The organism is Flavobacterium sp. JAS (genome assembly GCF_020991455.1).
GTDB lineage: Bacteria > Bacteroidota > Bacteroidia > Flavobacteriales > Flavobacteriaceae > Flavobacterium.
The window spans coordinates 73424-86397 of sequence record NZ_JAJMOX010000005.1 but is presented as its reverse complement, the minus strand read 5'-3'; the positions used below and the strand labels follow the sequence as shown (position 1 = coordinate 86397).

13 protein-coding genes are annotated in these 12974 nt (G+C 33.1%); 2 read left to right on the top strand and 11 right to left on the bottom strand.

Translation table 11 applies throughout. From position 1 onward, the window contains the following. Nucleotides 1–110 precede the first annotated feature (110 nt). Nucleotides 111–1076 carry a YpdA family putative bacillithiol disulfide reductase gene (locus tag LPB88_RS08265; protein WP_230714496.1) on the bottom strand — a complete coding sequence of 322 codons (966 nt, stop codon included), beginning with the start codon at nt 1074–1076 and terminating at the stop codon, nt 111–113. Between the two features lie 5 nt (nt 1077–1081). Beyond that, nucleotides 1082–1555, bottom strand: a complete 474-nt coding sequence (locus tag LPB88_RS08260; RefSeq protein WP_230714494.1) for a CYTH domain-containing protein — start codon at nt 1553–1555, stop codon at nt 1082–1084. 198 nt (nt 1556–1753) lie between these two features. Here LPB88_RS08260 and LPB88_RS08255 point away from each other — a divergent pair, with 198 nt between their 5' ends. Then, the gene (locus tag LPB88_RS08255; RefSeq protein WP_230714492.1) at nt 1754–2665 is read left to right on the top strand and encodes an OmpA family protein; all 912 of its coding nucleotides are present in this window, start codon (nt 1754–1756) and stop codon (nt 2663–2665) included. Nucleotides 2666–2684: 19 nt separating this feature from the next. Beyond that, the gene (locus LPB88_RS08250; protein ID WP_230714490.1) at nt 2685–3236 is read left to right on the top strand and encodes a hypothetical protein; all 552 of its coding nucleotides are present in this window, start codon (nt 2685–2687) and stop codon (nt 3234–3236) included. A 46-nt stretch (nt 3237–3282) separates the two neighbouring features. Here LPB88_RS08250 and LPB88_RS08245 read toward each other — a convergent pair whose 3' ends face one another. The 9 genes from LPB88_RS08245 to menD all read right to left on the bottom strand — a co-directional run bounded on the left by LPB88_RS08245 (nt 3283) and on the right by menD (nt 12966). After that, a complete protein-coding gene (locus LPB88_RS08245) occupies nt 3283–4329 on the bottom strand; it encodes an o-succinylbenzoate synthase (RefSeq protein WP_230714488.1) in 1047 nt (348 codons plus the stop codon). Nucleotides 4330–4470: 141 nt separating this feature from the next. Next, a complete protein-coding gene (locus LPB88_RS08240; RefSeq protein WP_230714486.1) occupies nt 4471–5673 on the bottom strand; it encodes a M48 family metallopeptidase in 1203 nt (400 codons plus the stop codon). A 41-nt stretch (nt 5674–5714) separates the two neighbouring features. After that, nucleotides 5715–6227 carry a DUF2199 domain-containing protein gene (locus LPB88_RS08235; protein WP_230714484.1) on the bottom strand — a complete coding sequence of 171 codons (513 nt, stop codon included), beginning with the start codon at nt 6225–6227 and terminating at the stop codon, nt 5715–5717. Nucleotides 6228–6404: 177 nt separating this feature from the next. Next, a complete protein-coding gene (locus LPB88_RS08230) occupies nt 6405–7082 on the bottom strand; it encodes a metal-dependent hydrolase (RefSeq protein ID WP_230714482.1) in 678 nt (225 codons plus the stop codon). Between the two features lie 29 nt (nt 7083–7111). Next, the gene (gene menA / locus LPB88_RS08225; RefSeq protein WP_110835213.1) at nt 7112–8074 is read right to left on the bottom strand and encodes a 1,4-dihydroxy-2-naphthoate octaprenyltransferase; all 963 of its coding nucleotides are present in this window, start codon (nt 8072–8074) and stop codon (nt 7112–7114) included. Nucleotides 8075–8172: 98 nt separating this feature from the next. Then, nucleotides 8173–9006 (bottom strand): 1,4-dihydroxy-2-naphthoyl-CoA synthase, encoded by an 834-nt coding sequence (locus LPB88_RS08220; protein ID WP_017498510.1) that lies wholly within the window; start codon nt 9004–9006, stop codon nt 8173–8175. A gap of 854 nt (nt 9007–9860) precedes the next feature. Next, complete coding sequence (locus LPB88_RS08215) at nt 9861–10718, bottom strand: S1 RNA-binding domain-containing protein (RefSeq protein ID WP_230714479.1); 858 nt, start codon at nt 10716–10718, stop codon at nt 9861–9863. Nucleotides 10719–10866: 148 nt separating this feature from the next. Further along, on the bottom strand, nt 10867–11208 hold the full coding sequence (locus tag LPB88_RS08210; RefSeq protein WP_230714471.1) for a DUF2853 family protein: 342 nt from the start codon (nt 11206–11208) through the stop codon (nt 10867–10869). Nucleotides 11209–11304: 96 nt separating this feature from the next. After that, on the bottom strand, nt 11305–12966 hold the full coding sequence (gene menD, locus LPB88_RS08205) for a 2-succinyl-5-enolpyruvyl-6-hydroxy-3-cyclohexene-1-carboxylic-acid synthase (protein ID WP_230714469.1): 1662 nt from the start codon (nt 12964–12966) through the stop codon (nt 11305–11307). Nucleotides 12967–12974: the final 8 nt, after the last annotated feature.

The following is a 12974-nucleotide window of genomic DNA, read 5'->3' as shown; positions in this document are numbered from 1 at the left end:
GCTACGAATTTCACGAATCTTCACGAATCTTCACGAATCTTCACGAATTAAATTTATAGTAATTCAAATAAAATTTAGTGTCAATTAGTGAAATTTGTGGCAACCTTTTTCTATTTCGAAGTAATATAATCTACAATCATATTGGCATGAATACGAGAGTTCTCAATAAACCATTTATGAGTATGCATTCCGCCACAGACAACTCCGGCCAGGAATAAACCTTCTACATTTGTTTCCATAGTTTCAGGATTATAAGATGGTGTTTTTAATTCATCTTCAGATAATTTAATTCCCATTTTTTCAAGAAAAGTTAAATCTGGTTTGTATCCGGTTAAAGCCAGAACAAAATCATTTTCTATTGTAACTTTCCCGTTTGGAGTTTCGATTTCTGCAGCATTATCACGAATTTCAGTAATATTCGATTCAAAATATGCTTTTATACTTCCTTCAGCAATTCGGTTTTCAATATCCGGTTTTGCCCAATATTTTACTCGGTTGTTTATTTCGTTTTTACGAATTACCATTGTAACATTCGCTCCTTTTCGCCAACATTCTAAGGCCGCGTCAACAGATGAATTATTAGCGCCAACTACCAGAATATTTCTAAAAGCATATTCATGCGCTTCTTTATAATAGTGACGAACTTTAGGTAACTCCTCTCCTTTTACATTCATCTCTATCGGAATGTCGTAAAAACCGGTTGCGATCACAACATTTTTAGCTTTATATATAGCTTTGTCGGTTGTTACTTTAAAAGAAGCCTTTTCTAGTTTTTGTACTTGTGTTACTTTTTCGAACAAATGGATTGAAAAGTTAAAATAGCGATGAATATTTCTGTAATATTCTAAAGCTTCCTGACGTCCGGGTTTTGGTGCCAGACAGTTAAACGGAATATCTCCAATTTCAAGCCTTTCTGCTGTAGAGAAAAAAGTCATGTACAAAGGATAATTGAAAATACTATTTACAATTGCACCTTTTTCTATAATTAAATATCGTAGGTTTTTCTTTTGAGCTTCAATTGCACACGCCAGCCCAATTGGTCCGCCGCCAACAATAATCAAATCATATTCTCCCATAATTCTTACTTCTCCCAGTATTTAAAAGGATTTTTACTCAAATATGCGTTATAATATCTTTCGTCGTCTGTAACTTCTTCTCCCAACCAATCAGGTTTTTCAAAAGGTTCTGTTTCAGATTCCAGTTCAATTTCTGCCATTACTAATCCTTCATTTTCTCCATAAAACTCGTCAACTTCAAAAGTGTGCTTTTCGGATTTTATTTCAAAACGAGTTTTTTCAATTTTGCCTTTTTCGCATAATTTAAGTAATTCCTGTGCTTCGCCAAGCGGAATTTCATTTTCCCATTCAAACCGGGTCATTCCTCCATGGTGGCCAATTCCTTTTATAGTTATAAAGCCTCTTTCTCCTTTAATTCTTACTCTGACAGTTCTTTCAGGTGCAGAACTTAAGTATCCTTGAGCTATTCTATTTTGGGTAAAAGCCTGTTCTTTAAAATCATCTGATTTTACAAGAAACTTTCTTTCTATCTCGACCATTTTGTGTCTAAATTAATTTTTTATGCAAGTTACTCAATTTAATTGTCTCTTAAAATTGTGATTTAAGAATCCTTGCTTATTTATTTGCGTTTTTATAATCGTCTCACAGTTAGAATTGTAACTTTAAAATAACTGATTATTAATGCATTCTGTATTTATTTTTTTGTTAAATTTGATAGAATCTTAACTTCATCACTTATGTCTAAAAAAGCACTTTATCTATTAGGCATTGCACTTACAATTATTCTGGGTACTTTTTTGTATGTGAATTTTTGTTGCAATTGTACTATGAAAACACCAATGGTTGATACTGAAAAAGTACCTGCTGTCGTGGCTCAGGACGCTACTATTGTCCCTTTTATTCTAAATGGTTCTGGAATTGATTATCATACCAATGATAACATCAAGTTCCTTAAAAACAGTTTTGCAGTAATTCTGCCTGTTGGTGATTCTGTATCTATTGGAATTGAAAATCTTAAAACATTTTTGATTGCAAATCCTAAGCAAAAGGTTACCATAACCGGTTATGCTACTTCTGATGAAACAAATACGACGACTTTTGAGAATCTAGGTTTGGCGAGGGCAAATGATATTAAAAAGTTCTTTGTTTCTAAAGGTTTATCTGATGCTCAGTTTGATACAAAAGGAGAAATTATAGATAAATGGAAAATGAGTGCCGACACTCTTTTAGGTCCTGCTGAATACAAATTTGAAACTATAGATACTACTGCTGTTGCAAGCGATGAATGGACTGCTCTGAAAGATAAAATCAACTCAGATCCTCTAATTCTACATTTTAACACGAACAAATCCAGTGATAAGCTAAGTTCTGTTGAAAAATTAAAAGTAGAAGCGCTTGTAAAATATACCGACCATGTTAAAGAAGCTGTTGTTCTTATCGTTGGGCATAGTGATAATGTTGGAAATCGCGATTCAAATGTGATTCTTGGACAAAAACGTGCTGAGTTTTCTAAAAACTATTTATCGAAAAACGGCATTGACGCTTCGAGAATTACGACAGAATCAAAAGGCCCGGATGAACCAGTTGGCGAAAATACTACTGCTGAGGGCAAAGCAAACAACAGACGAACTGTTATTACAATCAAATAATTAATCAAAATATACTATTATGAATATACCTTGTATCTTAATACCTGCGCTAGTGGGATTAATCTGTGGAATTTTAGGTTACTTACTAGGAAAAATGAATTCTAAAGGAGATGATTCTCTTGCATTGTCGCTACAAGCAGATTTAGATGCTTGTAAAGCAAATACACGTAGTTTGAATGCTAAAATTGCTTCACTTGAAGCTGATTTAGCTGCTAAAGCAAAAGCTGCTTCACCAGTACAATCTTTTGCAGCAAATGTAGCTCCTGCAATAATTTTTAATGATGCTCTTGCAGCAAGTGTTTATGGTAAAAAAATTAAGGAAAATGACCTGAAAATTGTTGAAGGAATTGGACCTAAAATTGAGGAATTATACCATAACGCGGGAATTAAAACCTGGTTGGCACTATCAGAAACTCCAACACAGAGATCACAAGAAATTCTGGATGCAGGCGGCGAAAACTTTGCTATTCATAATCCCGGTACCTGGGCAAAACAAGCTCAACTGGCTTATGAAGGAAAATGGCAGGAATTAAAAGACTGGCAAGATGCTCTGGATGGCGGAAAAGAATAAACCACGATCATAATAACCCGAAAAACTGGCTTAACGGCCAGTTTTTTTATGCTTTGTCAAGAAAACCGGAATCCCAACTTTTTGAGGTATTGTACCATAACTGTCCTTGAGAAACTTCAAGCGGACAATCAAAATTATTAGTGTAAAGTGCTCCTGTTCCTAAACCTTGAGGCATTTCAGAATCTTGCAAAAATGTCCATTGTGCAATCGCATTTAAACCAATATTGCTTTCTAAGGCTGATGTTATCCACCAACCAATGTTGTATTTATTAGCTAAATCAATCCATTCTTTTGTTCCTCTAAATCCGCCTACAAAACTTGGTTTTAAAATAATGTATTGTGGTTTGATTTCAAGTAGTAAATTTTCTTTTTCTTCTAATGAAAATACGCCGATTAACTCTTCATCCAGTGCAATAGGAAACGGGGTGTTTTTACACAAATCAGCCATTGCCTGAATGTTGCCTTTTTTTATAGGCTGTTCAATACTATGTAATTGAAATTTATCGAGTTGATTTAGTTTATCTAAAGCTTCATTTAAAGCAAAAGCACCATTGGCATCAACCCTAATTTCTATCTTTTTAGCCGAAAAATGACTTCTGATAAAGTGTAATAATTCTAATTCTTTCTCAAAATCTATAGCGCCAATTTTAAGTTTGACACACTTAAAACCAGTTGCTATTTTTTCTTCAATTTGTTCTTTCATAAAAGAAGCTTCTCCCATCCAGACTAAACCGTTTATAACAATCGATTTTGAATAATTTGTAAAATGGGATGGAAATAACAAATATGGGTTTTCGCTTTTTAGTGATAAAAAAGCCATTTCGATTCCGAATTGTATGGACGGAAATTCTAATAAAGCTTCCCAAAGTGTTGTTTCTCCCAAATGAATATTCTGGCAGGTCCATTGTAATTTTTCTTCATAATCATTGCGATCATCAGCACTCAAACCACGAAGTATGCCGCACTCACCTATTCCCTTTTTACCATTCTCTTCAAGAACAATAAACCAGGTTTCTTTTTCGGTCATAATACCCCGTGAAGTTCCCGAAGGACGCTTAAACTCAAGCATATATTTGTGGTAAGTTGCTTTCAAAATAATATATTTTGCCACGAATTTCACTAATTTTCACGAATAAATTTAGCTTTATTTGAAATAACACAAAGTTGATCAAAATCTTATCTCAGCCAATACAATTAGTGGGAATTAGTGTAATTCGTGGCGTATTTTTTTAAGTTAGTTATAAAGATTTAGAATTTTTTCGAAGTCTTTTGATGGTAAGCCTGCTTTTTGAAAAACTGTAAAATCTTGTTTTGTTTTTTCTTTCCAGCTTAAACTATCTGTAACATTTTGAGTCTGGTATTTTTTATAAATAACTTTTGCTTCGCTATAATCATCGCTAACCAGATAAACGTGTGCTAAGTTTAGTTTTACCAATAACTCTGTATCGTCTACTTTTTCGCCTTCTTTAAGAAACTTAATCGCTTTTGCGTATTGTTTCGTCAAGATATAGCAATATCCAATAGAACTGTAATCTACAGCAGTTGCTTTTCCGTCGTTTATTATGGTATTTAATTTCGGAATTGCTTCGTTGTATTTTTGCGCTTTTATTAAAGATGTAATTTGTGCTCGTAAATCATTAAAAACGTTTTTAGAAATATCGGCATCTTTATAACAGCTATTTCCGAAGTCTTTATAGACTTTACTTTTCTCGATTGCCAATAATTTCTGAAATTCTGTGTAACGATATTGTTTCATGATTTTATCCAGAATACAAACACAAAAATCATCAGAATTGGCCATTTTTTGCGCCATTGTCGATGTTTTACAAAGACTTATGATTTCGTTTTTGTTATCCTGATTCCAGCCACGATTTAATTTTGTATCAACCCAAGGCACAACTTCCAACACTATTTTCTGATTCAGAAGCCAGTTTTTGCTGTGAAAACCAAACCAAATCGTATTGATATTATCTCCTAAACACGATGATTTATCAAGTGATAATCGCTTTGCATCTTTGCTTAATGGTTCTTCCTGAGCATAACAGGATTTATCTGTTTTTCCGTCATCGACGTACTTTTTAGCACTATCATTTGAAATGAAAAGTGCATAAGAACAAGTGTCGTCCCCAGAGATTTTAGACATTAAAAAAACTGCTCCGGCTGATCCCTGACTAATTCCGGTTGGATCCGGAATTGATTTTAGTACTGAAACTAAACTATTTGCCATTTGCTGATTTTCGTCCAGAAGTGTAATTCTGTATACAATTTCTGTGGTTCCAACGGGCAAATCTTCTGTTTTAAGAAGGATTCTGTCTCGGGCAGAAACTATGATTTCTTTTGTTGTAGAACGTTCTTTATCCCAATAACCATCTTTTTGGGCATACGTACTATAAGAAACTGCAATTAAAAGAAATAGGGCAACTTTTTTTAAATTCATTTTATAAAATTTAGTTTAAATGTCTTGTGCAAATTTCAGGCCTAATTTTTTAACATTTCCCTAATTCTTTTTTCAGCTTCTTCTTTTGTAATTCCATTGTAATAATCTTTTACAAAGGGATGATCAAAATCCTGATGCGGAAAAATTTCAGGTCTATCGTTACCGCTTTTGGTAACTACGGTTGTTGGAATACTATTTGAGAATTGGTATTGCGAAATATAATTGGAAAGCCATCCAAAATATTGGGTTTCGTGATTTTTGTTATCAAAGTTATCAAGGTAATCCTGAAAGCTTTTTTCACTTAATGAAACCCAGAAACCATATTCCAGATCTTCGCAATGATCATTAACTTTTTGAATTAGAACGCATCTGATAAAGCGATTTATCTCCTGATCTGAATATTTTATAACGCAAAAATCCTGATCGATTACTGCTATTTCTTCTTTTTCCTGATCGGAAAGATTATGATAACTACTTGGTGAATTGTACGTCAGTGCGGGCCAACTCACATGTTCTTTACCGCAGCACTCACAAATAAATTTAATTTCGTCCATTTCTTTATAAACATAAAGGTGTTTTTAGCCCCGATTACTTCACTTAATATTTATTTTAAAAGGAGTTCAGTGAACTTCGTTTGAGGCGGTATCCTTTTTTTGAAACAATTTTTCTTTGCCTCAAAAAAAGATATAGCCGAAAGCGGGATTAGCTCCTTCCTTCGACTTAGCTCAGGATTATAATTCGATTGATTCTCCAATTTCAAGAAGCATCAAATCTTTTCCTTTGTCGAAAAATTTACGGATTGATTCTTCATGATCAATTTCTATATAACCAAAGGTGTCGAAATGATATCCTAAGATTTTATCGCATTCTACAAAATCTGAAGCGATAATAGCATCTTCAACATCCATTGTAAAATTATTACCTATTGGAAGTATTGCCAAATCCAGTTTTGTACGCAACGGAATTAGTTTCATATCCATTGTCAATGCTGTGTCTCCGGCAATATAGATATTTTTGTGTTCGCCTTCGATTACAAAACCTCCGGGATTTCCGCCGTAACTTCCGTCAGGAAAAGAACTTGAGTGTATTGCGTTTACATATTTTACTTTTCCAAAGTCAAACTGCCAGCTTCCACCGTGATTCATTGGGTGCGCTTTAAATTCTCTTTGTGCGTAATAACTTGTGATTTCGGCATTTGAAACAATTGTTGCATTGGTTCGCTTTGCAATCGCTTCAACGTCAAGAACGTGATCACCATGTGCATGTGTAAGCAAAATATAATCTGCTTTTAATGTATTTATGTCTATTGCTGATGCCAGTGGGTTTCCTGTAATGAAAGGATCTACAATAATATGTTTTCCTCCAACTTCAATGCCTAAAGAAGCGTGTCCGTAAAATGTGATTTTCATTTTTATAAATTTTAAAGTTGAACTTTAATTTATCTGCCACCTAAAAAGAGATTAACAATAATGTCTGAAATCAATGAGATCATACATACTGTTAATAATATTGAAAGTAAAAATGTGCTTAGTGCCAATTTTTTTAATTCTGGGTCTAATAGCTTAGGGTTTTGGTTTTTATAGACCGTAATTAAATGTTTAGTTAAAGGTATAAAAGCCAATATAAATAAGTATTGATCAAAGTTATAATCACTTAAAAAAGCAAAAAGAAGCACTAAAACCATTGCAGTAATAATCAAGGTAAAATGATAAATCTTAGCTTTTGCTCCGCCCATTTTAACTACGATTGTGTTTTTTCCTGATTTTCTGTCTGATTCTTCATCGCGCATATTGTTTAGGTTTAAAACGCCAACGCTCAATAGACCAATAGAAATTGCAGGTAAAATTAATAGTGGATCTACTTCTTTTGAGTACAAAAAGTTTACTCCCAACGTACTTACAAGCCCGAAGAAGATGAAAACAAATACATCTCCAAGACCTTTGTATCCGTAGGCTGAATTACCAACTGTGTAGCGAATAGCCGAAACAATTGCAGCGATTCCTAATAACAAGAAGAAGATTGAATATCCGAAATTACTCTCTCCAAAAGCAAAATAAATTAGAATTATGGCTGATAATAATGTCAATGCAGCCGTAATTATAATTGCTTTTTTCATGGCTTGCGGCGTAATAACACCACTCTGGATAGCTCTTTTCGGACCTATTCTATCAACGTTATCTGTACCTTTTACTCCATCTCCATAATCGTTTGCAAAATTGGATAAAACCTGTAAACCTAATGTTGTTAATAGTGCAAAACCAAAGATTTTCCAGCTAAATACTTCTGTTGGCGTATTGATGGTTTCTGTTGGGTTTGATAAGGCGTATATACTTCCTACTATAATTCCGGAAACTGATAAAGGTAATGTGCGCAATCTCGCGGCTTCAATCCAATGTTTCATTATATTTTTTTGTTTAAATGTGCAAAAGTTTCAAGTTTCAGGTTTCAAGTTTTGGTCTCGTAACTCGAAACCTGAAACTTGAAACTATTTTTATTTCTTTATGGCAACCACTTATTTTCGCCAAAGTTTGGTTTTCTTTTTTCTAAGAAAGCATTTCTTCCTTCTTTAGCTTCTTCGGTCATATAGGCCAAACGAGTAGCTTCTCCTGCAAAAACCTGCTGTCCTACCATTCCGTCGTCTGTTAAATTCATCGCAAATTTTAGCATTTTTATAGAAGTTGGTGATTTTTGCAAAATTTCCTGTGCCCATTCGTAAGCCGTTGCTTCTAGCTCGTCATGAGGAATTACGGCATTTACCATTCCCATATCCATGGCTTCCTGAGCAGAATAATTTCTTCCTAAAAAGAAAATCTCACGTGCTTTTTTCTGTCCTACCATTTTGGCCAGATAAGCAGATCCGTAACCACCATCAAAACTAGTTACATCGGCATCTGTTTGTTTAAAAATAGCATGTTCTTTACTTGCCAGTGTCATGTCGCAAACCACGTGCAAACTATGTCCGCCACCAACTGCCCAACCTGGAACAACAGCAATGACAACTTTTGGCATAAAACGAATCAGACGCTGCACTTCAAGAATATTCAAACGGTGTTGACCATCTTCTCCAACATAACCCTGATGTCCGCGAGCATTTTGATCTCCTCCACTGCAAAAAGAATATACACCATCTTTTGTCGACGGTCCTTCGGCAGAAAGCAAAACAACACCTATCGAAGTGTCTTCTTGAGCATCATAAAAAGCCTGGTATAATTCTGAAGTTGTTTTTGGGCGGAATGCATTTCTAACATTTGGTCTGTTAAAAGCAATTCTCGCAACTCCGTTACATTTTTTATAGGTTATATCTTCAAATTCTCTGGCAGTTATCCAATCCATTTCTATTTGTTTTATTTTAAATAATTATAGTGTAAAAATAAAGCATTTTTATATTTTTACCTACTCAATTTAGTTTAAGTCTGTACTAATAATTGCCCGCAATGTTAACAATTGGGATTTACTTACAAAAAATAACATTTTTTAACACTAGTTTTAAAAAATAATATTTAATTTTACATCCTAGAAATCAATGAGATACATTTCATTTCATTGGTTTAAGATTGATTTTCTTTCACTGATTTATTAACCTAAAAAATGATTTTTTTGAGAAAATTTAAAAAATTTGTCGCTCATTTTTTTATGGTTTTAATTCGTAAACCTATAATTAATGGGCAAATGATTTATTCATTTGTTGAAACTTCAAAAAGGAAATAGTAACACCTAAGGTTAAACGCTAGAATTGTTTAGTAATTAGTATCAAATTGATTACGAAAAGAGGAAAAAATGCTAACTAAAACTTTCTATAAGTTATTTTATCAAACCAAATGGACTAGCCGTGAACTTGATTTTTTGCTTTTAATATGAATGTATATATTATTTAAAGACATACCGTTTCAAGAAGTAATTTCTAAAATTAATAAAGCTATTATTTTTTGAATGGATCCGAATTTATTTTATTTCTGTTTTTTTTTAATTACAATTTTTTTTAAAACTAGAATAAAAAGGGAAAGGCTGCTTGTAATGAGCAGCCTTTCCTGTTATTATTGATTCTTGCGAATAAATTCCAATATTTTTAAATTCCAAATTCCAATATGGAAAATCTAAATTCCAAATAAAAAAAATCCAAATTCCAATGTAATATCAAGCACATTGGAATTTGGATTTTAAAAAATATTGAGATTTAAAATTAAATCTTAATTCTCTTTTACAAGATAAATCCCGTCTTCTTTGATTTCGATGAGTTTGTCTTTATATAAAGCTCCAATGGCTTTTTTAAAGGTCTTTTTACTCATTTTTAATACCGTTTTAATATCTTCAGGATGTGAATTGTCATTTAGACGTAAAAAACCACGATTGGCTCTTAATTCATCTAAAATCTTTTCTGCATTTGGCTCAATACTTTGATATCCTTGCACTTGTAATGCAACATCTATTTTATTATCAGGACGAATGTTTTTAATATAACCGCGCATTCTGTCTCCGGTTCTTATAGCGTCGTCATAAACTTCATCTTTGTACAACAATCCTTTGTGCTGCTCGTTGATGATTACGTTGATTCCTAATTCAGTAATATGCGAAACGATTAAATCAACTTCTTCTCCTTTTTCAACTGTAAGCTGATCGTTACTTAAAAATTGGTTCAATTTACTTGAAGCAACCAAGCGATTTGTTTTTTCGTCCATATAAAGGTGAACCAAATAACGTTTTCCTTTTTCCATTGGACGTGCTTGCTCTTTAAACGGAACAAGAATGTCTTTTTCCATTCCCCAATCCATAAATGCACCAACCTGATTGATGTAATTCACTCTTAAAAGTGAAAATTCATTCAATAAAATATAAGGTTCAAGTGTAGTTGCAACCGGGCGTTGTTCATGATCTAAATAAACGAAAACCACTAGTTCTTCGCCTATTTCAAATTCATTTGGAACATATTTGTTTGGTAATAAAATGTCGTGAATTCCTTCAGGATCTTTTTCAGGGTTTCCTAAAAATAAACCAACTTTGGTATCACGTAGTATGGTAAGGGTGTTGTATTTTCCTATTTCAATCATATTCTTGAGGTTCTAAGCCGAAAAGCGACTAAGTTTCTAAGCTGCAAATGTACGAAGTTTGAAAATGGTACGACGAAAAATATTTGATATATAATAAACAAAAAAGCACCTGAATGGGTGCTTTCTTATAATATCTATAAAATTGAGTCTATTTGTAGACACTTTCTTTTTTAAAATGCAAAGTAAGTAAATAATAAACCACTGCTCTGTATTTATGTTTATTAGAATGTCCGTATTTTGCAAGAACATCATTGATTGCCGCTTCTAAATCTGGACCATCTGGCAAGCCTAATTTTTTAACTAGGAAGTTTTTTCTAACTGTATCTACTTCAGAATGTTGAGTTCCCGCAACTGTTGAAGCATCTGCATTATAAATTGATGGCCCGCAACCTATAGTTACTTTAGTCAATAAATCCATATTTGGAGTTACTCCGCATTTTTCTTTTAAGTCTAATGCATATTTTTTAATTAATTCTTCTCTTGTACTCATAATATTAATTTTAGATTATTTTTCTTACTTTTTAAAACTCCAAATCTAAAACAAATATTTAGTAATAAACAAAAATTAACACTATTTTATTTACTTTTAAATTAACTCACTAAAAAACCTTTTTAGAATCACGTCATTTTCAAAAGTTGGGGTAAAAACTTCTAAAATAGTTGGTGCATCATTCTTTGCATAAAGCAACTCTAAGTTTTTCTCTAAAGAATCTACATCAGATGCTGTATAATAATTCATTTTATACATCTTAGCCAAATGTTCGGCTGTTAAATGGTGTGATGTTTCAAAGAATGTATTAAAGACAGGTTTTTCTTCATGACCAGGCAAAATTCTAAAAATTCCTCCTCCTCCATTATTAATCAAAATAATTTTGAAATTTTCAGGTATATAAGCATTCCACAAAGCATTGCTGTCGTATAAAAAGCTAATATCGCCGGTGATAAAAACGTTTTGTTTGTCGTTGCCAACAGCAGCACCAATTGCAGTTGATGTACTTCCATCAATTCCGCTAGTTCCTCGATTGCAAAAAACTTCGATTGAAGGATCAATTTCTATTAATTGCGCATAACGAATAGCTGAGCTATTACTAATTTGTAACTGACTATTTTTTGGTAAAGACTCAATTACTTTTTCGAATACTTTAAAATCTGAAAATTTAGTTTTTTCAAGATATTCTTGTCTTCTGATTTTTCTTAAATCGTAAATTTTATCAATTTTAGAAAAATAATCACTTTCTACAAAAATAGTTTTGGGTAATAATTCGTTGAAAAAGTCATTTGGTTCCATTACAAAATGCTGTGTTAAGGCACTAAAAGTATCATAGGCGCGCAAGGTATCAATGTGCCAATGTTCTTTTGGCTTGTACTTTCGCAAAAAGGCTTTAATTCTTTTTGAAACAATCATTCCGCCAAAAGTGATTAAAATTTCTGGCTTAAATACTTCAAAATCTGCATCTTCAAACGGTGTAATTAAAGTATCGATACTGCCCACAAAACTTGGATGATGTAAGTTTGAAGTCGTTTCTGTAAGCACAACAATTGACGGATCGTTTGCAAAATTTTCTATTATTTTTTGATCTATAGAATTTGCTTCGTTTACACCAATTAAAACCATTTTTTTCTTGGCTAAATTCCATTTTGAAATAACTTCTTCGCTATTTTCAATGATTTTAATTTCAAGGATTTCATCTGAATGTGTAATTGTTGGCTGAACCGAAAGTGTTTCTACCGTTTCATATAAAGGCTCTTCAAAAGGGGCATTGATATGAACTGGTCCTTTTTGAAGTATCGCAGTTTCAATGGCTTTGTTGATTTTTAAATCATTGTCATGAGACGCTTCTTCGGTTAAATTGGCATTAAAAACAGAATGGTTCTGAAAAACATTTACCTGACGAATAGTTTGTCCGTCACCAATATCAATTTTGCTTTGCGGACGATCTGCTGAAACTACAATCAGCGGAATCTGACTATAAAAGGCTTCGGCCACAGCCGGATAATAATTTAAAAGTGCAGACCCTGATGTGCAGATAATTGCAGTTGGCTGTTTGGTTTGTTGTGCAATTCCTAATGCAAAAAATGCTGCGCAGCGTTCATCAGCAATACTGTAACATTTAAAGTTTGAATTCTGGGCAAATCCTATTGTTAAAGGTGCATTTCTAGAACCGGGAGAAATTATGATATTGGTGATTCCTTTTGCAGAAAAAATTTCGATAATGCTTTGTGCAAGCGGTATTTTGGGGTAAATCATTCGTATGT

Excerpts from the sequence above, each read along its gene's own strand:
- LPB88_RS08265 (WP_230714496.1), bottom strand. The coding sequence starts at position 1,076 with ATGGGAGAATATGATTTGATTATTGTTGGCGGCGGACCAATTGGGCTG.
- LPB88_RS08260 (WP_230714494.1), bottom strand. The coding sequence starts at position 1,555 with ATGGTCGAGATAGAAAGAAAGTTTCTTGTAAAATCAGATGATTTTAAA.
- LPB88_RS08255 (WP_230714492.1), top strand. The coding sequence starts at position 1,754 with ATGTCTAAAAAAGCACTTTATCTATTAGGCATTGCACTTACAATTATT.
- LPB88_RS08250 (WP_230714490.1), top strand. The coding sequence starts at position 2,685 with ATGAATATACCTTGTATCTTAATACCTGCGCTAGTGGGATTAATCTGT.
- LPB88_RS08240 (WP_230714486.1), bottom strand. The coding sequence starts at position 5,673 with ATGAATTTAAAAAAAGTTGCCCTATTTCTTTTAATTGCAGTTTCTTAT.
- LPB88_RS08235 (WP_230714484.1), bottom strand. The coding sequence starts at position 6,227 with ATGGACGAAATTAAATTTATTTGTGAGTGCTGCGGTAAAGAACATGTG.
- LPB88_RS08230 (WP_230714482.1), bottom strand. The coding sequence starts at position 7,082 with ATGAAAATCACATTTTACGGACACGCTTCTTTAGGCATTGAAGTTGGA.
- menA (WP_110835213.1), bottom strand. The coding sequence starts at position 8,074 with ATGAAACATTGGATTGAAGCCGCGAGATTGCGCACATTACCTTTATCA.
- LPB88_RS08220 (WP_017498510.1), bottom strand. The coding sequence starts at position 9,006 with ATGGATTGGATAACTGCCAGAGAATTTGAAGATATAACCTATAAAAAA.
- LPB88_RS08215 (WP_230714479.1), bottom strand. The coding sequence starts at position 10,718 with ATGATTGAAATAGGAAAATACAACACCCTTACCATACTACGTGATACC.
- LPB88_RS08210 (WP_230714471.1), bottom strand. The coding sequence starts at position 11,208 with ATGAGTACAAGAGAAGAATTAATTAAAAAATATGCATTAGACTTAAAA.
- menD (WP_230714469.1), bottom strand. The coding sequence starts at position 12,966 with ATGATTTACCCCAAAATACCGCTTGCACAAAGCATTATCGAAATTTTT.